The organism is Polaromonas hydrogenivorans, from assembly GCF_040105105.1.
GTDB lineage: Bacteria > Pseudomonadota > Gammaproteobacteria > Burkholderiales > Burkholderiaceae_C > Polaromonas > Polaromonas hydrogenivorans.
Genome location: NZ_CP157675.1, coordinates 1 through 26,783, shown reverse-complemented (window position 1 = coordinate 26,783; position 26,783 = coordinate 1). Strand labels below are relative to the sequence as shown.

The window sequence follows — 26,783 nt, the reverse complement described above, 5'->3', positions numbered from 1 at the left end:
TGCTCAGCCTCCGGTGATCGGCGTGACCACATCGATGCGGTCGCCGCCCTGCAAGCTGCGCTCGGGCCACTGCGGGCGCGGCACGAAGCCGCTGTTGATGGCGCAGGCAAAGGCGCTTTTCAAATCGTAGCCGCGCTCCAGCAGCAGGCCCTGCAGGGTAGCCGCCTGCGTGGCGATGCGCTCGCCGTTCAGGGAAATTTCAAAATCGGTCATGTCATCTCCTTGCTGTCCGTAGTCTCATATCGCCAACAGTTTATGGGCCAGTTCATCGACCACCGCCGGCGCGCACAAATAGCCATGGCGGTACAGGCCATTGATGTGCCAGACCCCATCGCGCAAGGCCACGGCCGGCCGGTGGTCGTCCAGCGCCGGGCGCAGCGCGGCCGACAGCCGCAGCACGCGCGCCTCGCCAAAAGCGGGGTGCAGGCTGTAGAGCGCGCTGCCCAGCTCCAGCGTCGAGCGCAGCGTGACCGGCCCCATGTCTTCCGATTCGAGTTCGGTCGCGCCGACGACGAACTGGTGATCCGGCCGGGGCGCGACGTACAGCGCGTAGCGCGGATGCATCAGGCGCACCGGGCGCTGCAAAGTCACGCCGGGGCATTCGACGCGCAGCACCTCGCCGCGCACGCCGCGCAACTGCGGCCACTGCGCCTTGCTGCCCACGCCGCGCGCATCGACGGCCACATCGACGGCATGCGTTTCATGGGCGCAAATGATGCGGCCTTCTTCCACCCGCTCCACCGCCTGGCCTTCATGCCAGGTCACGCCGAGCCGGTCGATTTCAAGCGCCAGCGCGGCCATCCACTGGTCATTGGCCAGCTGGCCTTCGCTCTCCAGGAACAGGCCGCCGCCAAAGCGCCCGGCCAGCGCCGGCTCGCGCTGCGCCAGCGCGGCTGCGTCCAGCGTGTGCACCTCGGCGCGGCAGGCCTCGGGCAGCCGGTGGTGCAGCAGCCCGCTGAAGTGGTCGAGCGAACTCTGGTCCGGCGCATGCGCCACGACCAGCGTGCCTTTCTGGCGAAAGTAAATCGACTCGCCGCTGCTTGCTTCCAGCTCGGCGACCCAGCGCGGCCATAACTCCATCGAGCGCCGGCCCAACTGAAAAACCACCTCGTCCGATACCGACAGTTCGGCCAGCGGCGACAGCATGGCCGCTGCGGTCATCGAAGCGGTGTCCAGCTCGGCGCGCTGGCGCGAATCGAACAAAGTGACGCGGCAGCCCGCGCGCAGCAGCCGCCAGGCCAGCGTGCGGCCGGCCAGGCCGGCGCCGGCGATGCCGATGTGAAGGGAGTTCATGGGTGGATTCATTGCAATTAATCAAACCAGATCAAAAAACCTTTCGCCGCAGAGAAACGCCCACTTCGTCATTCCCGCGCAGGCGGGAATCCAGGGTTTCATGCGGCGATGGATTCCCGCCTGCGCGGGAATGACGGCGACAGTGAATCGAGATCAGGAATAAATCTCGCTGCCGCCCTTGCGGAATTCCTCGGCCTTGGCTTCAAAGCCGATTTCCACCTCGGCCGGAACCGGCTTGATGGCAATCACGCCCGGCGCCTTGGCCAGCGTCGTGGTTTCCGGGTTCAACCGCGCAAACTCGCGCACTTCCTGCGAAATCTTCATTGAGCAGAATTTCGGCCCGCACATCGAGCAGAAATGCGCCACCTTGGCATTCTCTTTCGGCAGCGTTTCGTCGTGGTAGGCCATCGCCGTGTCCGGGTCGATGGCCAGGCGGAACTGGTCTTCCCAGCGGAATTCAAACCGCGCCTTGGAAACGGCGTTGTCCCACATCTGCGCGCCCGGATAGCCCTTGGCCAGGTCGCCCGCGTGCGCGGCGATCTTGTAGGCGATCAGGCCCTGCTTCACGTCGTCGCGGTTCGGGAGGCCCAGATGCTCCTTCGGCGTCACGTAGCACAGCATCGCCGTTCCGTACCAGCCGATATTCGCCGCGCCCATGGCCGACGAAATATGGTCGTAGCCGGGCGAGATGTCGGTGATCAGGGGGCCAAGCGTGTAGAACGGCGCTTCAAAACAGGCCTCTAGCTGCTTCTCGACGTTTTCCTTGACCAGTTGCAGCGGCACATGGCCGGGGCCTTCGATCATCACCTGCACGTCGTGCTTCCAGGCGATCTGCGTGAGTTCGCCGAGCGTGTGCAGTTCGGCGAACTGCGCTTCGTCGTTGGCGTCGGCAATCGAGCCGGGGCGCAGGCCGTCGCCGAGCGAGAAGCACACGTCGTAGGCCTTCATGATTTCGCAAATCTCCTCGAAATGCTCATACAGAAAGCTTTCCTTGTGGTGCGACAGGCACCATTTCGCCATGATCGAGCCGCCGCGCGAGACGATGCCGGTCAGGCGATTGGCCGTCAGCGGCACATAGGCCAGGCGCACGCCGGCGTGGATGGTGAAATAGTCCACGCCCTGCTCGGCCTGCTCGATCAGCGTGTCGCGGAAGATTTCCCAGGTCAGGTCTTCGGCCTTGCCGTTGACTTTTTCCAGCGCCTGGTAAATCGGCACCGTGCCAATCGGCACCGGCGAGTTGCGCAAAATCCATTCGCGCGTTTCGTGGATGTTCTCGCCGGTGGATAAATCCATCACAGTGTCGGCGCCCCAGCGGATCGACCAGGCCAGCTTGTCCACTTCCTCTTCAATCGACGAGGTGACGGCCGAGTTGCCGATGTTGGCGTTGACCTTGATCAGGAAGTTGCGGCCGATGATCATGGGCTCGGTTTCGGGATGGTTGATGTTGTTCGGAATCACGGCGCGGCCGCGCGCCACTTCATCGCGAACGAATTCGGCGGTGATGTCCTTGGGGATGGCCGCGCCGAACGAGTGGCCGGTCTTGGGCATGCGCTCGGTCGCCAGGCGTTCGGCCAGTTGCGCGCGCACCAGGTTTTCGCGGATCGCGATGTATTCCATCTCGGGGGTGATGATGCCTTGGCGCGCGTAATGCATCTGCGACACATTGGCGCCAGCCTTGGCGCGGCGCGGCACGGGTGCATGGGCCATGCGCAGCGCGGAAAGTAGCGGGTCGTTCAGGCGCTCGCGGCCGTAGGCGCTGCTGATGCCGGGCAAGGCTTCGGTGTCCTGGCGCTCGTTGATCCAGGCGCCGCGCAGGGGCGCCAGGCCGCGCGTGATGTCGATGGCCGCCGCCGGGTCGGTGTACACGCCCGACGAGTCGAACAGGCGCAGCGGCGGATTGGCTTCGCGGCGGGTTTCGCTGCCCTCGGCCACCAGCGTGTCGGTCAGCGTGACTTCGCGAAACGGCACGCGGATGTCGGGGCGCGAGCCTTCGATGTAGATCTTGCGCGAACCCGGAAAAGGCGTGCGGGTAATGCGGCTGGTCAGGTCCGCTGCATCGACGGAAAGATTGGTTTTGGCCATGGCTGTCTCCAGAAAAAGGTGGTGTGCCTGCCTGGGGAGCCGGAAGAATGTCGCCGTCAAAAAACCCTCTGCAGGAGGAATGACGGATTTCCGGAGCCAAAGTGCCTTGTTTCCTACGCGGGCATGATCCCGATCAGGTTCAGCGGGTCTCGCATTTTTGCGATCTCAGCCCCGGATGTGAACATCCCGGGCACCCCGACAAGCTGCGGCGATTGTAAGCACACCGGCCGCCGGCCCGCAAGGCCGCGCCGGTAACCGGATGCGCTTTTTAGCCGAAACGGCTGGGCTGGCCGACCAGCTTCTTGGCCAGCTCATCAAGCAGCCTGGGCGTGACCTGCGCCCCCGGATAGCTGGTGTTGAGCACGCCAAAGCCGCCCACGTTGCTCACGCGAAAGGCGATGCAGCCGGTGTCATGGTCGGGCGTCAGCGTGATGAAGGCGCGCGACTCGGTCTGGTAGTCGAATACATAGGCCAGCAGCTTGTTGGTCTCGGGGTGGCGCTGGTCCTTGCGTTCGTGCTGGATCTGCCCGACGGACAGGCGCTGCGTCACGCGTTCCAGGTCGGGCGGAAAGTTGACCGTGACCGTGTGGGTGGCCACCAGTCCGGTGGCGGGCAACAAGTCCCAGCCGACGCCGATGTAGTCGAAAACCTCCGCATTGCGTAGCATCTTGCGGCGCGCGTCGCAGCGAAAGTTGCGCTGCACCAGCGCCGGAAACGGCGCCTTGCCGTCCAGGCTGTAGGCCCCTGGCGCGGGCGGCTGGATGACGTTGAGCTGGGCGCACAGATCCTGCAAATACACCAGCGCCATCCGGCAGGCCACTTCGCAGGCCTGGGTGCCGGCCACGAGGTCGCGCTGCGCGCCGAGTTGCAGGCCCTGCAGCGCATTGGCCCGGCTTTTCAGTTCCGACAGAAAACTCATGGCAACCCCGGTTCCTCTTGCATTTTGAATGCCAAAAGCATAGCGCAAGCGGCCACCGGCCAGCAGCCTGAATTTGCCGAAGCCGCGCGCCCGGCAACGCGGTTTTCACGCAACTTTACAAACCGTCACGCCCGCGCAATGGCCGCTATACACAGGCGCGCCAAACTAGCCTCCAGCCTGCCGCCAATTCCTGGTGCAGACCATCTCCTCACCGAAAGGAAGTTTTCCATGAAATTCGCGCTCAAATCCCTGAATGGCCTTGTCCTTGCCGGCCTGCTGGCCACCGCTGGCGCCGGCGCCATGGCCCAAGGCACCGACGCGGCCCCGGCGGCCCTGAACCCCGGCACGTCAAGCACTGCCACCCACAACGCCAAGCCGCATCATGGCGAGCACCGCATGGGACGCCACGACCCGGCCCAGATGCAGGCCCGCATGGCCAAGCACCAGGCCGAGCTGAAAGCCAAGCTCAAGATCACGCCAGCGCAGGAAGGCGCCTGGACCGCCTTCACCGCCGCCATGCAGCCGCCGGCCCGCATGATGGGCCAGCGCCCCACGCCCGAGCAGCGCGCCGAGTTCGACAAGCTGACCACGCCCGAGCGCATCGACAAGATGCGTGCGCTGCGGACCCAGCGCATGACCGAAATGAATGCCGAGATGGACAAGCGCGGCGAAGCCACCAAGGCCTTTTACGCCGCCCTGAGCCTTGAGCAGCAAAAAACCTTTGATGCCGAGCACAAGAAAATGGGCCGGCAAGGCGGGCGCGGCCACCATGAAGGCGGCATGATGCATCCCAAAGGCTGAACAGGGCCGGCAAGACCCAACGCCTTCGCGGCGCCCAGGCCTTGAAGCACCTGCACCGGTTGCGCTTTCAAGCGTGGCGGTGCAGGTTTTTTTGTGCCTGCAAGGCCTGACAGATTACTATGTTTTTAATAGCTGTTGGTGCCCGCAGCTATTGCGCAAAAGGCGTTTTTCATGCTCATTTTCCTGTCGCGGCAGAAATTCTCAAGCCGGTGTAGGACAGCATCCAGACCCGGCACGGAAATAACGCCGCCTGACTAAACTGGCGTGATGACTGAAGTCCGCAAAGGCCAGGCGCCAGCCACGTTGTCGCGCACCGAATTTCATGAACGCTTCATGCAGTCCTTCATGGACCCGGCCTTCCGGGCCGAAGACCATGCCCTCTCGCGCGTCGAGGCGATTGCCTGGGACGCCTACCAGAAAGGCCGCAAGGCGCCGCTCACGCGCAAGGCCGGTGCTGGCCATGCCGACCCGGACTACGCGCTGTCGGTGGAATGGCTGCAGACGCGCGAGCGGCTGCAACAAGCCCAGGCCACCTGGAAAGACCCGGCCACGCCGTCCCGCGTGCTGCTGGTCTGCGGCTCATCGCGCAACGACGGCACCTGCCCCGGCGAAATCTCCAAGACCTTTCGCATGGTGCAGTGGGCCGAAGAAACGCTGCAACAGGCGAAGCTGGAAGTCGATAGGCTGGACCTGAGCCTGCTGACTTCGAGCTACCGGCTCAACATCCACCCCTGCAAGGGCTGCGTCTCGACCGCCATGCCGCTGTGCCACTGGCCGTGCAGCTGCTACCCCAACCATTCGCTGGGGCAGACCAGCGACTGGATGGCCGAAATCTACGAACGCTGGACCGCCGCGCACGCCGTCATCATCGTCACGCCGGTGTACTGGTACCAGTCGCCCAGCCCGCTCAAGCTCATGATCGACCGCCTGGTCTGCGCCGACGGCGGCAACCCGGACCCGACCTCCACCCATGGCAAAAATCCAGAGGAAGCCAAGGCGCTCGAACTCAGCGGCTGGGATTACCCCAAGCACCTGGCCGGCCGCGTCTATGGGCTGGTGGTGCATGGCGACGTGGCGGGCGTTGAAGACTCGCGGCGCAACCTGTCGGACTGGCTCGACTGGATGGGCTTCATCGACGCCGGCAGCAAGGCGCGGCTGGACCGCTACATCGGCTATTACGAGCCCTATGCCACCAGCCATGGCGTGCTCGATGCCGATACGGCCCTGCAGACCGAAGTCCGCAATGTGGCCCGCGCGGTGGGCCAGGCCGTCGCGGAACTGCGCGCCGGCAGCCTTTCGCAGCCCGGCAGGGGGCTGGCCCCGCCACGGCCCAAATGAATGCGCGGGACTGCGGCGAAGCTGGCTGCATTCACTTCATTTTGCGCGGGGCCTTCTCGACATAGGCCCCTTTGACCTCGTCAAAGGTATGCGTGGCCAGAAACTGCTTGGTCTCGGCCGCCAGCTGCGCGCGCGTCATCGTTCCAAGGTCGCGCGGACCCGTCTTGATCGGCACCCAGGTGCTGGAATCGTTCTGCCACTTGTTGGCGCGCAGGAACGCGTCGCGCTCGGCCTTCACTTCAGCACGCGGTTTCACGCCGGCCGGGGCGTCGACGCCCGACTTCATCACCCAGAGACTCATGTCATCGTCCCAGCGGTGGGTCTTGAGGAAATCGGCGGTCTCCATCTTGACCTCGGCGCGTGTCGGCGATGCAGCGGTTGTGGCTGCAGCGGTTTGCGCATGCGCCGCGGCACCGAACATCAGCGCGGCGGTCATCGCCGCTGCCAGGGGAATCGTTTTTATGGCGGATTTTATGAGCATGGTGATGCACTCCTTTATTGGCCCGCAAAGGCTTGTTGGTTAACAGCTTCCCCATTCAACTTAATCAGCCCCGCCTGCGCAGACTGTCGGAGAGCGTCCTTGAAGCATGTAGGACAGGTCTTGATGGCGCCGGTGCAGAATCAGGCGCTGGCTAGGGTGCGCGCCTGACTTTTAAAGCCAGGCGGGCATGGCGACTCAGCGCAAATAAGCCAATGTCCTACAGTTCACCCACCCTTGCAGACCAACAATGAGTTCATGGGCTTTTCAGTCCCGTTTTTCTGGTGCCCTTATTTCTTATGCAGCCCTTCATTCCCGCCCCTGCTTCCCGTCCAGCGCATCCCGAGGCCACCCAGGCTGACCAGCCCGCGCCCGAGGTCCACACGCCTTATTCCTTCAAGGTGCTCACGGTCAATATCCACAAGGGCTTCACCTTTTTCAACCGCAAGTTCATCCTGTCCGAATTGCGCGATGCGGTGCGCACGGTGGGCGCGGACGTGGTGTTTTTGCAGGAGGTGGCCGGCAGCCATCTCAAGCATGCCGAGAAGTTCGACAACTACCCCGAAGAGCCGCATTACGAATACCTGGCCGACAGCATCTGGGAGCAGTTTGCCTACGGGCGCAACGCGGTCTATACCCACGGCCACCACGGCAACGCGGTGCTGTCCAAGTTCCCGATTGTCCGGTTTGAAAACCGCGACATCTCCATCAGCGGCCCCGAGCGGCGCGGCATGCTGCATTGCGAGTTGCAGGTGCCCGGCCAGAGCCGCAATGTGCATGCGATCTGCGTGCACCTGGGGCTGGTCGAAAACCACCGCACGCAGCAGATGAAGCTGCTGTGCGACCTGGTGCGCAAGGAGATTCCCGTGCGCGCCCCGGTGGTGGTGGCCGGCGACTTCAACGACTGGCGGCGCCGCGCCCATGCCCAGATGGCCAAGGGCGCGAACCTGCACGAGGTGTTCGTGCAGGCCAACGGCCAGGCGGCGCGGACCTTTCCGGCGCGCCTGCCGCTGCTGCAGCTGGACCGCATCTATGTGCGCAATGCCATCGGCCATTCGCCCATCGTGCTGCCCAGCCACCCGTGGTCGCACCTGTCCGACCATGCGCCGCTGGCGGCGGAAATCCGCCTGTAAAGCCGCGCGCAGCATGAACCGGCCCGGCATTGTTTCTGGATTCATGCAGCGCCCGGCGAACTTTGCAGGCACGCCATGACGCGCTGGGTCAGCGGCAACTCGTTTCAGTTGCTGGAAAACGGCGAGGCATTTTTTCCGCGCGTTTTTGAATGCATCGCCGCCGCCCGGCACGAGGTGGTGCTCGAAACCTTCATTTGGTTTGAAGACAAGGTCGGCCTGGCGCTGCATGCGGCGCTGCTGCAGGCGGCTTCGCGCGGCGTGCGGATCGATGTCACGGTGGACGGCTTCGGCTCGCCCGACCTGTCGCCCGGCTTCATCTCGGCCCTGACGCAGGCCGGCGTGCGCGTGCATGTGTTCGACCCCGCCCCCCGGCTCTGGGGCTGGCGCACGAATGTCTTTAGGCGCATGCACCGCAAGATCGTGGTGGTCGATGGCCAGCGCGCCTTTGTCGGCGGCATCAATTATTCAGCCGACCACCTGGCCGACTTCGGCCCCGAGGCCAAGCAGGACTACGCGGTCGAAGTCCTTGGCCCCATCGTTGCGGAAATTCACGCGTTCGTGCACCAGGCGCTGGCCGCCGGGCAGCAGGGCGCGGCCAAAAGCCTGGGCGGCCAGCTGCGCGAGCGCCTGGCCGACCGCGCGCACCGGCTGGCGCAACGCTGGCGCCTGGCCCCCGGGCCGGCAGGCGATGCAGCCGCGATTTTCGTCACCCGCGACAACCGCCTGCACACCACCGACATCGAGCGGCATTACCGCATCGCCATTCGCGCCGCCAGGCAGCGCGTGGTGATTGCCAACGCCTATTTTTTTCCCGGTTTCCAGCTGCTCAAGGAAATGCGCAAGGCGGCGCGGCGCGGCGTCGAGGTCAAGCTGATCCTGCAGGGCGAGCCCGACATGGCGATTGTCAAGACGGCGGCCAACATGCTGTACCACCACCTGCTGTCGGCCGGCGTGCAGATCTTTGAATACTGCGAGCGGCCGCTGCACGGCAAGGTGGCGGTGTCCGACGACGAATGGGCCACCGTTGGCTCCAGCAACCTGGACCCGCTCAGCCTGTCGCTGAACCTGGAGGCCAACGTCATCATCAAGGACCGCGCCTTCAACCAGCATTTAAGCGCGCGGCTGGCCCACCTGATGGACAACAGCTGCAAGCAGATCAGGCAGGGCGACCTGGAGGAGTCCACCTGGTGGCGCGTGGTGCGCAGCTTCTTTGTGTTTCACCTGCTCAGCCGCTTTCCGGCCTGGGCCGGCTGGCTGCCCGCGCACACGCCGCGCCTGATGCTGGCAACGGTGCCCATCGACACCGCTGAAAGCGCCGGCGCCGACCGCGTCAGCCAGGCCGACCCGGTGTGAGCCGCTTGACGCCCGACAGCCGCATCCTGCCGCGACCGGCGCCTTCTGGCAGCGAGCCCGGCGCCCGGCGCAAACTCACCGACAGGCCCTGGTGGCCCTGGCTCAGACGCGGCGCCACGACGGTTTTTTTCGGGCTGGTCGGCTACCTGCTGGTGTCGCAGGCGCGCACCATCGAATGGGGCCGGGTGCTGTCATCGCTGCAGGACTATCCCTTGAGCGCCTCGTGGGGCGCGGTGGCGCTGGCCGCCGCCAGTTATCTGCTCTACAGCTGCTTTGACCTGCTGGGCCGGCACTACACCGGCCACACGCTGCGCGCGCCCACGGTGATGCTGCTGACCTTTGTCAGCTATGCCTTCAACCTCAACCTCGGCTCGGTGGTCGGCGGCATTGCCTTTCGCTATCGGCTGTATTCGCGGCTCGGGCTGGCGCTGGGCACCATCACCCGCGTCACGTCCTTCAGCATGCTGGCCAACTGGATGGGCTACCTGCTGCTGGCCGGGCTGGTGTTCAGCCTCAAGCCGCCGGCCCTGCCGGGCAGCTGGCAAATCGACGCTTCGCAGTTGCGCCTGACCGGCCTGGCGCTGCTGGCGCTGGCGCTGGCCTACCTGGGCGCCTGTGCCTTTTCACGCCAGCGCACCTTGCGCCTGCGCGGCCACGACATCGAGCTGCCTTCGCTCAAGCTGGCCAGCCTGCAGATGGGCATGGGCGCGGGCAACTGGCTGCTGATGTCGGGCATCGTGTTCATCCTGCTGCTGCAGCGCATCGACTTTTTCAGCGTCGCCAGCGTGCTGCTGCTGGCCGCGATTGCCGGCGTGATCACCCACATTCCCGGCAACCTGGGCGTGCTCGAAGCGGTGTTCGTGGCCCTGCTGTCGCAGCGCATGCCACGGCACGAGCTGCTGGCAGGGCTGGTGGCCTACCGCGTCGTCTATTACCTGCTGCCACTGCTCGTTGCCGCCGTGATTTACCTGGTGATGGAAGCCCGGGCCAAGAAACCAGGCAGGCCTGGCGCTGCCTTGAAACCATGATTTTGATAGCACTCCATACCCGCTGGCCGTGCGCCAGAGCCCAATTCAGTCTGAATGTTTGGTGCTGGCGGGCGTTGCCACCAGTTCCATGAAGCCGGTCCGGGCATCGTGCGCGCGGCTGAACGCCCAGCCCGGCAGCAGCGCCAGCACGATTTCAGCCGTGGTGCGAACGCTGCAGCCCGGCATGACGTGGCCGCCGCGCATCCGGCCCCGGGCATCGGCGACGCTGGCATGCAGGTGCATGCCGTCCGGGCTCAGCGTGCCCGACAGGGTGATGAGTTCCAGCGGCTCGTCCAGCACGCTTCCATGCGCCTCGGCCGCATAACGCAGCACGGCGCGCGACAGGCTGCCGACGGCCGAGATGACGCAGGCGGCCCGGCAGCCCCGGGCCTGCAGCGCGTTGAAGGCCGATTGCAGTTCGGCGCGCAGGTCGTCGCCGGGGTTCAGCCTCAGGACATGGATGGCGGGATCGTTGTTCATGGGGTTTCCATCGGGTTTTGCGGGCTGTTGGCAAGCCGGCAGAATGCTATGAATTAAATAGCTTAGTATGCTGATGGGACATGCGAAAACCAGTGATTTTGCCTGATTAGATACATAGCTCAGACTAAAACCGCTTGTCATTCCCGCGAAGGCGGGAATCCAGGGTTCTCAAGGCGCTTGGCTACTGGATTCCCGCCTTCGCGGGAATGACGGCTTTCATACTTGTCTGAGGCAGGTAGCTAATCAGGTGATTTTGCTTGCAAATCAAGCCGCCACCAGCCGCACGCAGGTGATTTCGGAAGGCGCGCCGAAGCGCTTGGGCGGCCCCCAGTAGCCCGTGCCCCGGCTGGTGTACACCCACAGCGTGCCCCATTGGTGCAGGCCGGCCGTGAACGGCTGCTGCAAGCGCACGAACCAGGTCCACGGGTAAAACTGCCCGCCATGCGTGTGGCCCGAAAGCTGCAGGTCAAAACCGGCTTCGGCGGCGGCCGCCGCACTGCGCGGCTGGTGCGCCAGCAGCACCCGCACCGCGTCAGCCGGCGCGCCCAGCAGCGCGGCGGCCGGGTCGCTGCGCTGCGCCGGGTCAAAATGCCCGGCGCTGAAATCGGTCACGCCGGCCAGCACCAGCGGCCTGCCGGCGTCTCCTGCTGCCGCCTGCGCGATCACCACATGCTCATTGAGCAGCACCGTCAGCCCCAGGCGCCGCAACTCGTCGATCCAGGCCTGCGCGCCCGAATAATATTCATGGTTGCCGGTGACAAAAAACGTGCCGTGGCGCGAGCGTAAATCCGCCAGCGGCGCGACATGCGCGGCCAGCTCGCTGACCCGGCCATCGACCAGGTCCCCGGTGATCGCCACCACGTCGGCGCCCAGCGTATTGACGCGCTCGACGATGCGGCGCAAATAATGCTGGCGGATGGTCGGCCCGACATGGATGTCGCTGATCTGCGCCACGGTAAAGCCATGCCAGGCGGCCGGCAGATCTTGAATCGGCACATCGACCCGCACCACCGCCGCCGTGCGCCTGGCGTTCCAGAACCCCAGCAGCGTGGCCAGCCCGCCCAGCAAGGGCACGGCCTGCGCCGAGGCGCCGCGCCACTCGGCCAGCGCCAGCCCATCGGGCGCCAGGAAATGCACGCCCCACAGCACGGCCGACGCCGCATCGCGCAGCAGCGTCAGCACCATCAGTGACGAAAACAGCCCCATGCACAGCAGGCCGGCCCAGCTCAGGCGGTCGGCCAGCGGCGGCGCGGCCAGGCGGCGGGCCATCAGCCCCAGGGGAATCAGCAGGGCTGAAGCGATCAACACGCCGCCCAGCACCAGCCGGGCTGCAGGAAACGCCGCCAGATCTGGAATCAGGCGAAAGGCCACATAGCCATGAAGCAGGGCGCTCAGCCCGGAAAGCATCAGGAAGTTCATCGAGTTCCGGGATAATGTCCCTTTTTGTTTTCAATGTTTCCAGATGGGCGCAATCCGCATGCATTCAATGCCTGACGCTGTTCAAACGCCGAGCCTCCGGGAAGGCCGGGCGTCCTGCGCTACCCTGGGGTCCTCAGCCGGCATGGGCGCTGCCACCCCATCAGGGTCTGCCTCCTTTTGTTCACCAAGAAGCCCCGCACGCCCATGACCATGACTGCTGCCACCTTGACCACCTTTGAAATCAAAAGCGCCAATTTCCCCCTGGTCGCGCTGCTGCTCAAGTCCACCGACCTGGCGGCGCTGGCGCGCGAGATGACGCTGCGCTTCGGCGACATTCCTGATTTTTTCGACCAGGACGCGCTGGTCATCGACCTGTCGCCGCTGCAAAATGCCGGCCAGGCCGATGCGGCCGAGATTGATTTCCGCGCCCTGATCAGCCTGCTGCGCAGCTACCGGCTGGTGCCGATTGCCGTCAAGGGCGGCAACCCCGCGCAAATGACCGCTGCCCAGAAAGCCGGACTGGTTCCCGGGCAGGATGCCCACCTGCTGACGCCCCGCCCGGCCGCCGCATCGGCCGAGCAGCCCGCGCCGCAGACCCAGCAGCAGCAACCGCAACTGCATGCGCCGCCGCTGGGCGCGCTGGTCATCGACAAGCCCTTGCGCTCGGGCCAGCAGGTGTATGCGCGTGGCCGCGACCTGGTCGTGCTGGCCATGGTCAATGCCGGCGCCGAAGTCATTGCCGACGGCCACATCCATGTGTATGCGCCCTTGCGCGGCCGGGCCATTGCCGGCGCGCGCGGCAACACCGAGGCGCGCATTTTCGCGCTGACGCTGGAGGCCGAACTGCTGTCGATTGCCGGCATCTACCGCACCAGCGAAAACCCGCTGCCGCCCGAAGTGACCGGCCATCCCGCGCAAGTGCGGCTGGTGGACGGCCCGGACGGCGAACGGCTGGTCATGACCCCGATGCAGTGAACATGACCCCCAGGCCTCCTACACATCAATCAGCCTATTTCACTTCCCTGTCGAGCAGGGTTTGATGCATGATTCTGCATTCGCGCCCTGCTGACCTGACTGACCTACCTACCGTTTTCAAAAGGACTTTTTCGAATGGCAAAAATCATTGTGGTCACCTCCGGCAAGGGCGGCGTCGGCAAAACCACCACCAGCGCCAGCTTTGCAACCGGCCTGGCCCTGCGTGGCCACAAAACCGCCGTGATCGACTTTGACGTCGGCCTGCGCAACCTGGACCTGATCATGGGCTGCGAGCGCCGCGTGGTGTACGACCTGATCAACGTCATCCAGGGCGAAGCCACGCTCAACCAGGCCCTCATCAAGGACAAGCAGTGCCCCGAACTGTTCGTGCTGGCCGCCTCGCAAACCCGCGACAAGGACGCGCTGACCATCGACGGCGTCAAGAAAGTGCTCGATGACCTGGCGGCGATGGACTTCGAGTACATCGTCTGCGACTCGCCCGCCGGCATCGAGACCGGCGCGCTGATGGCGATGCATTTCGCCGACGAAGCGCTGGTCGTCACCAACCCCGAAGTGTCCTCGGTGCGCGACTCCGACCGCATCCTGGGCATGCTGTCGAGCAAGACCCAGCGCGCCATCGACGGCGGCGAGGCGATCAAGGAGCACCTGCTCATCACCCGCTACAACCCCAGCCGCGTGGACCAGGGCCAGATGCTGTCGCTCGAAGACATCCAGGACATCCTGCGCATCAAGCTGATCGGCGTCATTCCCGAATCCGAAACCGTGCTGCAGGCGTCCAACCAGGGCGTGGCGGCGGTACACATGCAGGGCACCGACGTGTCCGAAGCCTACAAGGACGTGATCGACCGTTTTATGGGCGAGGACAAGCCAATGCGCTTCATCGACGCGCAAAAGCCCGGTTTCTTCAAACGCCTGTTCGGGGGAAAGTAAAAAACCATGGCCTCATTTTTCTCCTTCCTGCTTGGCGAAAAGAAAAAAACGGCTAATGTTGCCAAGGAGCGGCTTCAAATCATCCTGGCGCATGAGCGCTCGGGGCGCAACAGCCACGAGCCCGACTACCTGCCGGCGCTGCAGCGCGACCTGATTGCCGTGATTGCCAAGTACATCAACATCAATCCCAACGACATCAAGCTCAACCTTGAACGGCAGGAAAACCTCGATGTGCTTGAAGTCAAGATTGAATTGCCCGACAAGTAGCCAGGCCGGGCCGATATTCTTTTCCCCAAAAAAAGCAGCAGCGGCGCAAAGGCCGCTGCTGCTTTTTTGTTCCAGCGCTTTCAGGGGCGCGCCGGAGGTGCAGGGCGCGGCACTGCATTGCCCCGCCTGCGGGCTTGAACGGAGTTAACGCGCCGGTATCACGCCCTTGAGGCCGGCCCCCGCATCGGCATCCACGCCGGCGCCGATTCTGGCGCCTGCGGCACCGGACTTGCCAGTGCCCGGCATGCCGGTCCTGGCGCCGCTGGCGGCGCTGGTGGCGGCATTCGCGCCGCCCTTCAAGCCCCCCGAAGCCTCGGACCTGACGCCCTGGGTCGCGCGCTGGCCGGTCCGCGCCGCAGCGCCGCCGACGGATTCGCCCATGCCACGCACACCGCCTGCCGTGCGGCCCACGCCTTCAGCGGCCGCCTTGACCGCGCCGCCTGGAGCCTCAACGCCAGCGGCGCCCTGCGCATTCGCATCGCCACCCACCGCAGCCATGGCCGCCATGCGCTGCTCATCCGTGATATTGCGGTTGGCGCCAGAACCGGCGCTGCCTGCGGCATCGACTCCGGCCATGCCGCTGGCGCCCTTCACGCCGGCACTGGCGTCCACGCCCACGCCGGCACTCACGCCAGCGTCCAGAGCGGGGCCGGCGGCAACATTCACGCCATTGCGCAGGGCGCCATCAAGGGCCAGTCCGCCGGCATGCGATGCAGTGCCCCAGGCGATGGCCGTGGTCAGCACCATCAGGGAAGGAATGGCCCGCAAGAAGCGCTGCTGCTTCCACGGGGAAGGGAGGGAAGAGGTTGGGATGGATAGGGTGCGGGAATGGTTGAAACCGTGCATTGAAGCTCCTGTGTTGAAGAAGCATTCATCTTCGCCCGGCAAAATGTGCGCCGGGTGTCGGCTTCGTGAAGTATGTAAGTCGATGCGCAATGCCCCGCTCATGGCGCTTTTTCAGCCATCGGCCGCCAGCGGCTGGCGCGATATTCACCATGTGACATGCACATGGCGTTATTTTGTAACGCATGTCAGCAGCCGAAACGCGAAAACGCGGCCCATCAGGGCTTTTTACACCGGCCGAATGCCGATCAGTAGCCCATGCGCCCAGAACGCAAACACGGCCCAGGCGGCCATGCCGGCCAGCACGGCCATCAGCGTGCCCGCAGCCGTGCCCGCCGTGCCCGCCGGGTACACGGCCAGCGCGGCCCGGTCGCGTGCCCGTGCCGAGCGAAAGCTCAGCCCCGCCCACACCAGGAAACTGCCAAACAGCAGCACATGCGCCCGGTTGCCGTTGGCCAGCAGATGCGCCACGGCCCAGCACATCACGCCCAGCACCATCGGATGGTGCAGCCGTGCCTTGATGGCGTTGCGCGGCACATAGGCGGCCGCCAGCAAAATGAAAGCCAGCGCCGTCAGCAGCCAGGCCAGATGGCGCGTGGCAAACGGCGGCGCCCACCACTGCACCGGCTGCTGCCGCGCCAGGCCAAAACCCCACACCACCAGCCCGAAACCGACCAGCGAGACCAGCGCGTACAGGCCCTTCCAGCGCTTTTCGCCCAAACGCCCGATCATGGCCGTGCGCCAGCCTTCGGCGACGATGCGCGTCGAATGCACGCCCAGAAAAAGAACCAGCCCCAGAATCAGCATGCCCATGGTGTTGCCTTCGCATCAGAAGAAAAAGTGAAAAGCTGCCATCGGTAGTAGCGGCCCGGCCTTATTGCCCGGCCGAACGTCAGCGCTTGGGCGAGCCCACCGGCCCGCGGCGCGACTGCGACTGGTTGTTGCCGCCCACATGCGCCTCGCGGTCGCTGCGGCTGTCCGGCGTGCGCTGGCCCTGGTTCAACTGCGTGGGCTCCTGATCGCCCTGCTTGTTGCTGTCGTTTTCGACCTTGCCGGTGTGCGGCGTCTGTTTGTCTTGCGGGTTTTGTTTGCTCGTCATGATGGTTTCCGTTGGATAAGTGGATAAGCAGAAGCGAAAAGCGCCTTGAAGGCACGTTCCGCACAAGCAGGACGAGAGGCCGGGGTTCAAAAACAGCGTCATTCCGCCTGCCCCATTGTTGGATCAAGCGAAGGCTTGCGGTGTCGGACAGCGCCGCTTTCCCCGCAGCCCGCGCCCATGCATCCCAGTGCAATCGCTACTTATTTAATAGCTTCTCATGCTTGTGGCTATTGCGCAAAAGGCCTATTTGATGCTTAAAAAGGTCAAACATCGGCGCTTCTGATGCGCCGATTCGGCCGGCGCTCAACTCATAATCAGCTTGTTGGCTGCGGGAGGTTCCGCAAGCCTGGCAAGGCGGGCAATACGGCTTCTAAAAGCACAAGGAACTGCAGCATGGGACTGATGGACCGGGATTACATGCATGAAAAATCCCGGCGTCAACGGCCGTTCAGCCCGCCGCCCGAGCGGTTCAAGCTGGGCACCTTGGGCATGGCGCTTGTCTTTGTGGCGCTGCTGTTTTTTCTCTACAAGGCAGCCGACTGGAAACTGAACCAACGCCCAGCACCTCAGCCTGTTGCCGAGTCAATGCCCCAGCCAGCCCGGCATCCAATCCCCGCACCAACGTCGGCCCTTCCAACGCAACCCGCCTACCCAAACAGTTCCAACGCGGCAGCGGGCATTTCCCAAGTGACCAAGTGCGTGGTGAACGGCCGCACCAGCTACGGCGACGCCGCATGCCCGCAAGGATCAGTCAGCAGCCAGGTCACCACGCGAGCCAATCACAACCTGATGGCGGCCGTCCGGCCAACAGCCGCCGGCCCAGCCGAAGCGACGGCAACCGCCCAACACATCGTTGAAGTGCAAGCCAGTTCCATCAGCGATGCGGCAGCCAAAAAAACGGAATGCGAGTGGCTCGATTCGCAAATCAAGCACGGGGATTCCATGGCGCGCCAACCGCAAGGCGCGCAAACGCAAGACTGGATCAGGGAGCAGCGCAAGCAGGCGCGCGACCGGCAGTTTCGGCTTCGTTGCCGGTAATGGATGTTCCCCCCTCTTTAAAAAGTACCCAATGCCATCGCCCTCAGTCAAATGGACACAGTCCCACACACTCGCAGCCTTTCACCTGTACACCTTGCTGCCGTTTGGGAAGCTGCACCGTGGCACGCCTGAAGTTCAACAGCTTGCGGCATGGCAGGGGCGAACGCCCAGTTCGGTCGCGATGAAGCTGGTCAATTTTGCAAGCCTTGATCCGCAAATCATTGCCAGCGGCCGGGCCGGCTTAAGCGGCGCATCAAACCAGGACCGCGCTCTTTGGGCAGCGCTTCAAAACAACTGGGATGCGGTTGCTGAAGAAGCTGCGAATGCCTATTCAACGCTGGCGCTGAACCACGGCGTTGCAGCAGACAGCGCACTCATTGAAGAGATCGAGGAAGCGCCGTTTGCGGGTGAGGAAGGGCGAATGCGCAGCGCCTGGGTGCAAGTTCGCATCAACCAAGCGCGGTTCAGAAAATCAGTGCTGGCCAGCTATGACGCGACTTGCTGCATCAGTGGCTTGCAGCATGAAAAATTGGTGATTGCCAGCCATATCGTGCCGTGGCGCATGGACAGAAAAAACCGCTTGAATCCCCAAAACGGCCTTTGCCTTTCCGCGCTGCACGACAAAGCCTACGACCAGGGTTTGATCACGGTGATGCCTGATTTCACGGTTCGTGTTGCACCGGCTTTCAAGGCTCAACAGGAGGACCGCTTCATGGCCGATGCTTTGCTGCGGTTTAACGGCCAGGCCATCCGCTTGCCGGAGCGGTTTCGTCCTGCACCCGAGTTTTTGGCGTTTCATGCGCGGATGTTTGGATTCATGGCATAAGCTTGGAGTCCGGCAAGCAATTCAAGGAAAAAAATCCAATGGGCATGCAAGATCGGGACTGGTGGAAGGAAGCGCAGAAAGAGCGCACCAGAAAAGAAAGTCGTTCAAATAACACCGCACTTCCAGCCAGTCTCAAGCGGGGGTCGGCAGCAATTGCCGTCTTTTGGCTTGTGGTCATGGGCTTGCTGTATGCAGGCATGGCCCACTACCTGAAACCCAGAGCCGTTTCGATATCGGCAAGCGGTGATTTGGTGATTCCACGAGCAAGAGACGGTCACTTCTATGCCGCCGGCCTGGTCAACGGAAAACCCGTCAACTTCATGGTCGATACCGGCGCATCGCTCGTGACCGTCAGCGAAAAATTTTCGCGCACGGCCGATATTTCGGCGGGCGTGCCTACTGTGTTCAAGACCGCCAATGGAGACTTTCGCGGGCGAATCGTGTCTGACGTTCCCGTCGCGCTCGGGCCGGTGAGTATATCGAGCGTGCGCATCGGTGTCGGGCTTGTGGGCGACAACGCCAACGACGCCTTGCTGGGTCAAAGCTTTCTGTCCAAGTTTGAAATCGTTCTTTCAAAAGAGCAAATGATCTTGCGCCAAAGGTAGCAGCCCTGTTCAGTGAATGGCATGAAGACGGATTTCAATCGTCATGCGCAGTTTTTTGCGGCGCTGGGTATCGGCCAGTTTCTCAACGCCTTTCAAAATTTCGCCCAGCGTCAAGACGTCAAAAACAGGGCCTTGTCCGGTGTAGTGGCAAACCAGTCCAGCACGGCTTGGCATCGGGTTTGAAGCGCACCAGCTCCGCGCTCACGCAAGTGTCAATCAGGCAGCTCACAACTCGGTCTCGCGTGTCAGGCCCGGTTGCCGCTCGGTCTCCAGGTCCAGCCCGACCAGTGGAGACTGGCGCATGAACTCAACAAACCCAATTTTGGGATGCGCCAGGCGGAGATATTCGGTGCGTGAAATCAGCACAGCCACCGACTCGCCCCGTACCGTGATTTCCTGCGGCCCTTCACTCAGAGCACGCTTCACAACCTCGCTGAATTTTCCTTTGGCGTCCTGCAGTTGCCATGTGGACATGATGGCCTCCATTTGGTCAGTCTAGACAGGGGAAATCGAAGAAAGGTTTATGCCAGGCGCCGCGCCCGCACCGCCGCCGCCAGCCCTTGCAGCACCGGCACGGTCTGCGCAAAACTGATGCAGGCATCGGTCACCGACACGCCGTGCTTCAAGGGCTGGCCGGGAACGATGTCCTGCCGGCCTTCATTCAGGTGGCTTTCAATCATCAGGCCCATGATGCGGTGGTCGCCCGCCGCCACCTGGCCCGCCACGTCGGCGGCGACTTCGATCTGGCGCTGGTGCTGCTTGCTGCTGTTGGCGTGCGACACGTCGATCATCACCTGCTCGCGCAGGCCGGCGGCCTTGAGCTGCGCGCAGGTCGCGTCCACGTCGGCCTTCGAATAATTGGTCTGCCTGCCGCCGCGCAGAATCACATGGCAGTCGTCATTGCCCCGGGTTTCAAAAATCGCCGCCTGGCCCATCTTGGTCATGCCCATGAAGGCATGCGTGGCCTGCGCCGCCTGGATGGCGTCGGCCGCCACCTTCACGCCGCCATCGGTGCCGTTCTTGAAGCCGACCGGGCACGACAGGCCGCTGGCGAGCTGGCGGTGGCTCTGGCTTTCGGTGGTGCGCGCGCCAATCGCGCCCCAGCTCACCAGGTCGCTGATGAACTGCGGGCTCAGCAAATCAAGGAATTCGGTGCCCACCGGCAGGCTAAGGGCCAGCACGTCGAGCAGCAGCTGGCGCGCCATTTCCAGCCCTTCGTTGATGGCAAAGCTGCCGTCCAGGTGCGGGTCGTTGATGTAGCCTTTCCAGCCAACGGTGGTGCGCGGCTTTTCAAAATACACGCGCATCACGATCAGCAAATCGTCCTTGAGCGCATCGGCCTGCGCCTTGAGTTGGCGGGCGTAGTCCATGGCCTGCGCATGGTCGTGGATGGAACACGGCCCGACCACGACCACCAGCCGGTCGTCGGCGCCATGCAGCACCTTTGAGATCGCGGCGCGGCTGTCCGCCACCAGCGCCTGGACGCTGACCGGCGTGGGCAGCCACTCCTGCAGCAGCGCGGGCGTGATCAGCGGACGCACCGCGCCGATGCGCAGGTCGTCGATGCGGGTGCTGTCTTGGGTAGAAGGCGGCGTAACGGGTCGGACGTGGGTGTTCATGGTGATTTTTATGAGTGTTTATGGGCTCTAGCGCAAGCCAGCCATGCGCAAGCAGCTATTTATTTAATAGCATCTGAACAAGACTCACGCGCTGGCATGCCTGGCCATCAACGCGCCGACAGCCAACTTGGCGCAGCGCTGCAAGGCCATCAGCAGCGCATGGTCGGGCTGGGCCACGCGGTGGCGGGTACGCAGGTCGTGCTGGATCTGGCCCAGCAGTTCGGCCGCCATTTCGGCATCGGCCAGCGCCCGGTGCGCCTGCCCGGTGCGCGGCAGGCCGTGAAAATCGACCAGCGAACCCAGCTTGTGGTTGGGCGCTTGCGGATACAGGCGCCGCGACAGCAGCAGGGTGCAGATGAAGGGCTGCGGCGCGGCCAGCCCGGCGCGGTCCAGTTCGGCCTGCCAGAACTTGCGGTCAAACGCGGCGTTGTGCGCCACCAGCGGCGCATCGCCGACAAAGCGGCTGGCCTGCGTCATGACCTGCGCGGCGTCGGGCGCGCCGGCCACCATGGCGTTGGTGATGCCGGTCAGCTGGGTGATGAAGGAAGGAATGCGAACACCGGCATTCATCAGGCTCTGGAAACGGTCCACCACCCGGCCACCCTCCAGCAGCACAATCGCCACCTCGGTGGCGCGGTCGCCGCAGCCCGGTGAAATGCCGGTGGTTTCGAAGTCGATGACGGCAGTGAGTTTCATGTGGAGCGCATCGGATCGTCAGGCCAGTCGTGTGCCCTTAAATATCAATATTTCCGGCGCGCAAGGCATTTTGCTCAATGAACTCGCGGCGCGGCTCGACCTCGTCGCCCATCAGCATGGTGAACACCCGGTCGGCCTCGATGGCGTCGTCGATCTGCACCTTGAGCAGGCGGCGAACCTTGGGGTCGAGCGTGGTTTCCCAGAGCTGGGCCGGGTTCATCTCGCCCAGCCCCTTGTAGCGCTGGCGCGCCGTGCCGTGTTCAGCCTGGCCGATCAGCCAGCGCATGGCCTGGCGGAAGTCGCTGATCTTTTCTTCCTTGCGCCGCTCGCCTTCGCCGCGCATCACCCTGGCGCCGTCACCGATCAGGCCGTGGAAAGTGCTGGCCGCTTCGGCCAGCACGGCATAGTCGGCGCCGACCACGAAGTCCTGCGTCAGCACGCTGCTTTTGACATTGCCGTGGTGGCGGCGGCTGATGCGCAGAATCGGTTTGTCGCTGCGCACGTCGAATTCGCCGGCCACCTCGGCCGGTGCACCTGTCGTGTTCAGTTCGCGCAGCTTGGCCTGCAGCGCAACAGCGGACACTTCGGCATCGGCCACCGTGTCCAGGTTGAGCGACACGCCATCGGCAATCGCGCGCAGCGCCTCGGCGTCCATGAAACCCATCAGGCGATGAATCACCGATTCGGCCTGCTGGTGCTTGCGCGCCAGTTCGCCCAGCGCATCGCCGGTCAGCACGGAGCTGTCGTCGGCGCCGGTTTGCACCGATGCATCCTTCAGCGCAATCCGCAGCAGGAAGCCGTCGAGTGCGGCCGTGTCCTTCAGGTACTGCTCTTCCTTGCCGGCCTTGACCTTGTACAGCGGCGGCTGGGCAATGTAGATGTGGCCGCGCTCGATCAGCTCGGGCATCTGGCGGTAGAAAAAGGTCAGCAGCAGCGTGCGGATGTGCGCGCCGTCCACGTCGGCATCGGTCATGATGATGATGCGGTGGTAGCGCAGCTTGGCGACATTGAAGTCGTCGGTGCCGGGCGTGCCGCCCACGCCGCCGCCCTTGCCGATGCCGGTGCCCAAAGCGGTGATCAAAATCAGGATTTCGTTGCTGGTCAGCAGCTTTTCGTAGCGGGCTTTTTCAACATTCAGGATCTTGCCCTTGAGCGGCAAAATCGCCTGGAACTTGCGGTCGCGGCCCTGCTTGGCCGAACCGCCGGCGGAGTCGCCCTCGACCAGGTAAATCTCGCACATCGCCGGGTCTTTTTCCTGGCAGTCGGCCAGCTTGCCGGGCAGGCCCATGCCGTCGAGCACGCCCTTGCGGCGCGTCATGTCGCGCGCCTTGCGGGCGGCTTCTCTAGCCCGGGCGGCTTCGATGATCTTGCCGACGATGATCTTCGCGTCGTTCGGCCGTTCCTGAAGGTAGTCGTTCAACAGGCGGCTGACGATGTCCTCAACCGGGCCGCGCACTTCGCTGGACACCAGCTTGTCCTTGGTCTGGCTCGAAAACTTGGGCTCGGGCACCTTCACGCTCAGCACGCAGCACAGGCCTTCGCGCATGTCGTCGCCGGTGACCTCGACCTTGGCTTTCTTGGCCAGTTCGGTGTCATCGATGTATTTGTTGATGACCCGCGTCATGGCGGCGCGCAGGCCGGTCAGGTGGGTGCCGCCGTCGCGCTGGGGAATGTTGTTGGTGAAACACAGCACCTGCTCGCTGTAGCCGCTGTTCCACTGCATCGCCACTTCGACGCCGATGTTGGTGCCCTGGTCGCTCTGGCGGTCGCCCATGGCATTGAACACGTTGGGGTGCAATACCGTTTTGCCCTTGTTGATGAATTCCACAAAGCCCTTGACGCCGCCGGTGCCGGAAAAATCATCCTCCTTGCCGCTGCGTTCGTCCTTCAGGCGAATGCGCACGCCGTTGTTCAAAAAGCTCAACTCGCGCAGGCGCTTGCTCAAAATCTCGTAATGGAAATCGTTGTTTTCCTTGAAGATTTCGGTGTCGGGCAAAAAGTGGACTTCGGTGCCGCGCTTGTCGGTCGGCCCCATCACCTTCATCGGTGAAACCTCGACGCCATTGACCGACTCCGAGATTCGGTTTTGCACAAAGCCCCGGGAGAACTCCATGACATGCACCTTGCCGTCGCGGCGAATCGTCAGCCGCAGCATTTTTGACAAGGCATTCACGCAGCTCACGCCCACGCCGTGCAGGCCGCCCGACACCTTGTAGCTGTTCTGGTTGAACTTGCCGCCGGCATGCAGTTCGGTCAGCGCAATTTCAGCGGCCGAGCGTTTCGGCTCGTGCTTGTCGTCCATCTTCACGCCGGTGGGAATGCCCCGGCCGTTATCGACCACGCTGACCGAGTTGTCGGTGTGGATGGTCACCAGGATGTCATCGCAGTGGCCCGCCAGGGACTCGTCGATGGAGTTGTCCACCACCTCGAACACCAGGTGATGCAGTCCGGTGCCGTCCGAGGTGTCGCCGATGTACATGCCGGGGCGCTTGCGCACAGCTTCCAGGCCCTCCAGGATCTGGATCGAGCCTTCGCCGTAGGCCTCCGAGGCGCCCGCCTGGTTGGTGTCGATTTTGGGCTGGAAATTGGAGCTTCCTTCGCCCGCCAAGCCGTCAGACACGTGTACTTGGTCGGCTTCGTTCAGTTTATTTTCTTCAGTCATGGACAGCAGTTCCCAATTTCTTCAATCTCTTGAATGACCAAACCCGCGAAGCTTCGCGGGTCTGTCTTTCGCTTCAGGCGTTTTGCGCTTGAATTCGCCTTAAATTCGCATCGGCATCACGACGTATTTGAAAGCCGCATTGTCGGGAATGGTGAGCAGGGCCGAGCTGTTGGAGTCCGCCAGTTCGATTTTCACCATGTCCTGGTTCATGTTGTTCAGGGCATCGATCAGGTAGGTCACGTTGAAGCCGATTTCGATGGCGTCGCCGTCGTAGTCGATGTCGAGTTCATCGACCGCTTCTTCCTGCTCGGCATTGTTTGATGCCACGCGCAGGGTGCCGGGCTCGATGTTCAGGCGCACACCCTTGAACTTTTCGCTGGTCAGGATGGCGGTGCGCTGCAGGCTGGCCAGCAAAGGGGCGCGGCCCAGCGTGATGATGTTTTTGTGGTTCTTCGGGATCACCCGGTTGTAGTCGGGGAATTTGCCTTCGACCAGCTTGGTCACGAATTCCATGCCTTCAAAGCTGAACTTGGCCTGGTTGCCGGCAAACTGCATCTCGATCGCGCCTTCCTTGTCGCTGAGCAGGCGCTGCATTTCCAGCACCGTCTTGCGCGGCAAGATCACTTCCTGCTTGGGCACTTCGACATCGAGCGTTGCCGACGAAAACGCCAGCCGGTGACCGTCGGTCGCGACCAGGCTCAGCTGCTTGCCTTCGGCCACGAACAGGATGCCGTTGAGGTAGTAGCGGATGTCATGCACCGCCATGGCAAACGACACCTGGTTGAGCAGCTCCTTCAGCACCTTTTGCGGCACGGAGAACACCGGGCCAAAGCTGGCCGCCTCCTGCACCAGCGGAAAGTCCTCCGCCGGCAGGGTTTGCAGCGTGAAACGGCTTTTGCCGCCTTTCAAAATCAGCTTGTTCTGCGCCGATTCGAGCGACACGGTCTGGTCGCTGGGCATGGAACGCAGCACATCGATCAGCTTGCGGGCGCCGACCGTGGTGGTGAAATCGCCTTCATCGCCATCGAGTTCGGCGGTGGTGCGGATCTGGATTTCCAGATCGCTCGTCGTGAGCTGCAGTTGCGCACCGGTCTTGCGGATCAGCACGTTGGCCAGAATGGGCAAGGTATGCCTGCGTTCCACGATTCCCGCAACCGATTGCAGCACGCCTAAAAACTTATCTTGAGTGGCTTTCAGAACAATCATCTTTTCCTTTTGTCTTTATCTTTAATTCTTAAATATAAATTAGTAGTAGTAGTAGAGGGAGGGCTTTTTTGTGGACAACGGCTTTTTTTTCTTTTAAATCAAGTACTTGAGCATCGCTAAACCTTGTGCATAAGCACACTGAAAACAGTGTGTTAAATATGAATAACTTTTCATTTTCGCCTGTTCCTGTGGATAAGTCATAAGTTATTAGAAAGTTATCCCCAGGGTTTGCGGGGCGTCCCGACAAGCCTGAAACGTAAAAAATTCCTTGTTTTCAACCCTTGAGCGTTTGCTCCAGTACATGCAGTTGCTGGTTGAGTTCAGTCATCAATTGCCGCTCGGCCGCCATTTTTCGTACGGCATGCAACACGGTGGTATGGTCGCGGCCGCCAAACAACTCGCCAATCTCGGGCAGGCTTTTTTGCGTCAATTCCTTGGCCAGGTACATGGCGATCTGGCGCGGTCGGGCAATGTTGGCGGGCCGCTTCTTTGAGTACATGTCGGCAACCTTGATCTTGTAATAGTTGGCCACCGTCTTTTGGATGTTTTCCACCGAAATCTGTCGATTCTGGATCGACAGCAGGTCGCGCAGTGCTTCCCGGGCCAACTGGATGGAAATTTCCTTGTGACTAAACCGGGAATAAGCCTGTATTTTGCGCAACGCACCTTCGAGTTCGCGCACATTCGAACGGACATTTTTGGCGACAAAAAATGCCACTTCTTCCGGGAGGACTGCACCATCGGCATCAGCCTTGCGGATCAGGATAGCTACGCGCATCTCCAATTCTGGCGGCTCAATAGCCACTGTCAGGCCGGAGTCAAAACGCGACACCAGGCGCTCATGGATGTCCGCCAAGCCTTTCGGATAGGTATCACTGGTCATCACAATGTGTGATTTTTTTGTCAGCAAAGCCTCAAAGGCGTTGAAGAACTCTTCCTGGGTGCGATCCTTGTTGGCCAGAAACTGCACATCGTCGATCAGCAGCAGATCGAGCGAGTGATAACGCTCCTTGAAATCGTCAAACGTCTTGCGCTGGTAGGCTTTGACCACATCCGAGACAAACTGCTCGGCGTGGATGTACAGAACCTTGGCCGCCGGGTTGTCGGCCATCAGTTTGTTGCCGATCGCGTGCATCAGGTGGGTTTTGCCCAGACCGACGCCGCCGTAAATAAACAGCGGGTTGTACAGCTGACCCAGACTGCTGGCGACGTGAAGCGCCGCAGCTCGGCCCATGCGGTTGGCCGTGCCTTCAATCAGGGTGTCAAACGTCAAGGCGGAATTGAGCCGGTTTTTGAAGGCAGAACCGGCTGCCTCTTCAGGCGTTCCGACGCTGGCCAGCTCGGCAACCCCTGCAGCACGTTCAAATTTGCGAACCACGAGTTCTGATTTGACAGGTGCCTCACGTGGCGCGAGTGCCAGTTCAATCGGGATTCTCTGGCCGGAGAGTTGTTCAAATAGTGCCGCAATCCGGGCGGCGTACTGGGCTCGAACCCAGTCCAGCTTGAAGCGATTGCCCACCTGGACCGTCGCTTTGGACAAATCGGGTGCAACAATCACAACCAGCGGGCGGATCCAGGTATTGAATTGCTGCTCAGGCAACTCCTGAGCCAGATGGTCAACGCAAATTTGCCACAAGTCATCATTTTGACCAGACACGGACGCCGCGCTCAT

The 26,783-nt window shown here is 62.8% G+C and carries 28 protein-coding genes and 1 riboswitch; of the genes, 12 read left to right on the top strand and 16 right to left on the bottom strand.

Annotated features, from left to right (window positions below; all coding sequences use genetic code 11):
- Positions 1 to 3: 3 nt before the first annotated feature.
- From thiS to ABLV49_RS00125, 4 genes are all read right to left on the bottom strand, one after another.
- Positions 4 to 213 (bottom strand): sulfur carrier protein ThiS, encoded by a 210-nt coding sequence (gene thiS / locus ABLV49_RS00140; protein ID WP_011799457.1) that lies wholly within the window; start codon positions 211 to 213, stop codon positions 4 to 6.
- A gap of 24 nt (positions 214 to 237) precedes the next feature.
- Positions 238 to 1,293: a glycine oxidase ThiO gene (gene thiO, locus ABLV49_RS00135; RefSeq protein ID WP_349279531.1), complete on the bottom strand. Its 1,056-nt coding sequence runs from the start codon at positions 1,291 to 1,293 to the stop codon at positions 238 to 240.
- Positions 1,294 to 1,446: 153 nt separating this feature from the next.
- Complete coding sequence (gene thiC, locus ABLV49_RS00130; protein ID WP_349279529.1) at positions 1,447 to 3,375, bottom strand: phosphomethylpyrimidine synthase ThiC; 1,929 nt, start codon at positions 3,373 to 3,375, stop codon at positions 1,447 to 1,449.
- 93 nt (positions 3,376 to 3,468) lie between these two features.
- Positions 3,469 to 3,583: riboswitch (TPP riboswitch) on the bottom strand.
- 60 nt (positions 3,584 to 3,643) lie between these two features.
- On the bottom strand, positions 3,644 to 4,294 hold the full coding sequence (locus ABLV49_RS00125; RefSeq protein ID WP_349279527.1) for a hypothetical protein: 651 nt from the start codon (positions 4,292 to 4,294) through the stop codon (positions 3,644 to 3,646).
- 228 nt (positions 4,295 to 4,522) lie between these two features.
- On the opposite strand from ABLV49_RS00125, the gene ABLV49_RS00120 reads away from it, so the two are divergent.
- Both ABLV49_RS00120 and ABLV49_RS00115 read left to right on the top strand, forming a co-directional pair.
- Entirely contained in the window at positions 4,523 to 5,095 is a 573-nt protein-coding gene (locus tag ABLV49_RS00120) for a Spy/CpxP family protein refolding chaperone (RefSeq protein ID WP_349279525.1), read from the top strand.
- 267 nt (positions 5,096 to 5,362) lie between these two features.
- The gene (locus tag ABLV49_RS00115; RefSeq protein WP_349279523.1) at positions 5,363 to 6,433 is read left to right on the top strand and encodes a flavodoxin family protein; all 1,071 of its coding nucleotides are present in this window, start codon (positions 5,363 to 5,365) and stop codon (positions 6,431 to 6,433) included.
- A gap of 31 nt (positions 6,434 to 6,464) precedes the next feature.
- Here the strand turns inward: ABLV49_RS00115 and ABLV49_RS00110 are convergent, their stop codons facing one another.
- Positions 6,465 to 6,914 carry a hypothetical protein gene (locus ABLV49_RS00110; protein ID WP_349279521.1) on the bottom strand — a complete coding sequence of 150 codons (450 nt, stop codon included), beginning with the start codon at positions 6,912 to 6,914 and terminating at the stop codon, positions 6,465 to 6,467.
- A 296-nt stretch (positions 6,915 to 7,210) separates the two neighbouring features.
- On the opposite strand from ABLV49_RS00110, the gene ABLV49_RS00105 reads away from it, so the two are divergent.
- From ABLV49_RS00105 to ABLV49_RS00095, 3 genes are all read left to right on the top strand, one after another.
- Positions 7,211 to 8,044 carry an endonuclease/exonuclease/phosphatase family protein gene (locus ABLV49_RS00105; RefSeq protein ID WP_349281835.1) on the top strand — a complete coding sequence of 278 codons (834 nt, stop codon included), beginning with the start codon at positions 7,211 to 7,213 and terminating at the stop codon, positions 8,042 to 8,044.
- 75 nt (positions 8,045 to 8,119) lie between these two features.
- Positions 8,120 to 9,397, top strand: a complete 1,278-nt coding sequence (clsB, locus tag ABLV49_RS00100) for a cardiolipin synthase ClsB (protein ID WP_349279519.1) — start codon at positions 8,120 to 8,122, stop codon at positions 9,395 to 9,397.
- Between the two features lie 5 nt (positions 9,398 to 9,402).
- On the top strand, positions 9,403 to 10,425 hold the full coding sequence (locus ABLV49_RS00095; RefSeq protein ID WP_349279517.1) for a lysylphosphatidylglycerol synthase domain-containing protein: 1,023 nt from the start codon (positions 9,403 to 9,405) through the stop codon (positions 10,423 to 10,425).
- Between the two features lie 45 nt (positions 10,426 to 10,470).
- Here ABLV49_RS00095 and ABLV49_RS00090 read toward each other — a convergent pair whose 3' ends face one another.
- Together ABLV49_RS00090 and ABLV49_RS00085 are read right to left on the bottom strand one after the other, a co-directional pair.
- A complete protein-coding gene (locus ABLV49_RS00090) occupies positions 10,471 to 10,905 on the bottom strand; it encodes a PPC domain-containing DNA-binding protein (protein ID WP_349279515.1) in 435 nt (144 codons plus the stop codon).
- A gap of 264 nt (positions 10,906 to 11,169) precedes the next feature.
- Complete coding sequence (locus tag ABLV49_RS00085; RefSeq protein ID WP_349279513.1) at positions 11,170 to 12,324, bottom strand: metallophosphoesterase; 1,155 nt, start codon at positions 12,322 to 12,324, stop codon at positions 11,170 to 11,172.
- Positions 12,325 to 12,528: 204 nt separating this feature from the next.
- Here ABLV49_RS00085 and minC point away from each other — a divergent pair, with 204 nt between their 5' ends.
- The 3 genes from minC to minE all read left to right on the top strand — a co-directional run bounded on the left by minC (position 12,529) and on the right by minE (position 14,517).
- Positions 12,529 to 13,299 (top strand): septum site-determining protein MinC, encoded by a 771-nt coding sequence (minC, locus tag ABLV49_RS00080; RefSeq protein WP_349279511.1) that lies wholly within the window; start codon positions 12,529 to 12,531, stop codon positions 13,297 to 13,299.
- Between the two features lie 135 nt (positions 13,300 to 13,434).
- Positions 13,435 to 14,250 (top strand): septum site-determining protein MinD, encoded by an 816-nt coding sequence (minD, locus tag ABLV49_RS00075; RefSeq protein WP_349279509.1) that lies wholly within the window; start codon positions 13,435 to 13,437, stop codon positions 14,248 to 14,250.
- 6 nt (positions 14,251 to 14,256) lie between these two features.
- On the top strand, positions 14,257 to 14,517 hold the full coding sequence (gene minE / locus ABLV49_RS00070; RefSeq protein ID WP_011799443.1) for a cell division topological specificity factor MinE: 261 nt from the start codon (positions 14,257 to 14,259) through the stop codon (positions 14,515 to 14,517).
- A 144-nt stretch (positions 14,518 to 14,661) separates the two neighbouring features.
- On the opposite strand, the gene ABLV49_RS00065 is transcribed toward minE, so the two are convergent.
- From ABLV49_RS00065 to ABLV49_RS00055, 3 genes are all read right to left on the bottom strand, one after another.
- Positions 14,662 to 15,363: a hypothetical protein gene (locus ABLV49_RS00065; protein WP_349279507.1), complete on the bottom strand. Its 702-nt coding sequence runs from the start codon at positions 15,361 to 15,363 to the stop codon at positions 14,662 to 14,664.
- A 225-nt stretch (positions 15,364 to 15,588) separates the two neighbouring features.
- On the bottom strand, positions 15,589 to 16,173 hold the full coding sequence (locus tag ABLV49_RS00060) for an NnrU family protein (protein WP_349279505.1): 585 nt from the start codon (positions 16,171 to 16,173) through the stop codon (positions 15,589 to 15,591).
- Between the two features lie 79 nt (positions 16,174 to 16,252).
- A complete protein-coding gene (locus tag ABLV49_RS00055) occupies positions 16,253 to 16,459 on the bottom strand; it encodes a hypothetical protein (RefSeq protein ID WP_349279503.1) in 207 nt (68 codons plus the stop codon).
- Between the two features lie 393 nt (positions 16,460 to 16,852).
- On the opposite strand from ABLV49_RS00055, the gene ABLV49_RS00050 reads away from it, so the two are divergent.
- Genes ABLV49_RS00050 through ABLV49_RS00035 form a run of 4 tightly spaced genes read left to right on the top strand, consistent with a single transcriptional unit; the run spans position 16,853 to position 19,111 of the window.
- Positions 16,853 to 17,497, top strand: coding sequence for a hypothetical protein (locus tag ABLV49_RS00050; RefSeq protein WP_349279501.1), 645 nt, complete (start codon positions 16,853 to 16,855; stop codon positions 17,495 to 17,497).
- A gap of 31 nt (positions 17,498 to 17,528) precedes the next feature.
- Positions 17,529 to 18,323, top strand: coding sequence for an HNH endonuclease (locus ABLV49_RS00045; protein WP_349281833.1), 795 nt, complete (start codon positions 17,529 to 17,531; stop codon positions 18,321 to 18,323).
- Positions 18,324 to 18,325: 2 nt separating this feature from the next.
- A complete protein-coding gene (locus tag ABLV49_RS00040) occupies positions 18,326 to 18,928 on the top strand; it encodes a retropepsin-like aspartic protease family protein (protein WP_349279499.1) in 603 nt (200 codons plus the stop codon).
- 21 nt (positions 18,929 to 18,949) lie between these two features.
- Entirely contained in the window at positions 18,950 to 19,111 is a 162-nt protein-coding gene (locus ABLV49_RS00035) for a hypothetical protein (RefSeq protein ID WP_349279497.1), read from the top strand.
- Positions 19,112 to 19,153: 42 nt separating this feature from the next.
- Here the strand turns inward: ABLV49_RS00035 and ABLV49_RS00030 are convergent, their stop codons facing one another.
- The 6 genes from ABLV49_RS00030 to dnaA form a co-directional block, all read right to left on the bottom strand.
- A complete protein-coding gene (locus tag ABLV49_RS00030; protein WP_349279495.1) occupies positions 19,154 to 19,402 on the bottom strand; it encodes a type II toxin-antitoxin system Phd/YefM family antitoxin in 249 nt (82 codons plus the stop codon).
- 47 nt (positions 19,403 to 19,449) lie between these two features.
- Positions 19,450 to 20,547: a 3-deoxy-7-phosphoheptulonate synthase gene (locus ABLV49_RS00025; protein WP_349279493.1), complete on the bottom strand. Its 1,098-nt coding sequence runs from the start codon at positions 20,545 to 20,547 to the stop codon at positions 19,450 to 19,452.
- Positions 20,548 to 20,631: 84 nt separating this feature from the next.
- Positions 20,632 to 21,243 (bottom strand): 3'-5' exonuclease, encoded by a 612-nt coding sequence (locus ABLV49_RS00020; RefSeq protein ID WP_349279492.1) that lies wholly within the window; start codon positions 21,241 to 21,243, stop codon positions 20,632 to 20,634.
- Positions 21,244 to 21,280: 37 nt separating this feature from the next.
- Positions 21,281 to 23,905, bottom strand: a complete 2,625-nt coding sequence (gyrB, locus tag ABLV49_RS00015) for a DNA topoisomerase (ATP-hydrolyzing) subunit B (protein WP_349279490.1) — start codon at positions 23,903 to 23,905, stop codon at positions 21,281 to 21,283.
- 99 nt (positions 23,906 to 24,004) lie between these two features.
- On the bottom strand, positions 24,005 to 25,111 hold the full coding sequence (gene dnaN / locus ABLV49_RS00010) for a DNA polymerase III subunit beta (RefSeq protein ID WP_011803469.1): 1,107 nt from the start codon (positions 25,109 to 25,111) through the stop codon (positions 24,005 to 24,007).
- 274 nt (positions 25,112 to 25,385) lie between these two features.
- The gene (dnaA, locus tag ABLV49_RS00005; protein WP_011803468.1) at positions 25,386 to 26,783 is read right to left on the bottom strand and encodes a chromosomal replication initiator protein DnaA; all 1,398 of its coding nucleotides are present in this window, start codon (positions 26,781 to 26,783) and stop codon (positions 25,386 to 25,388) included.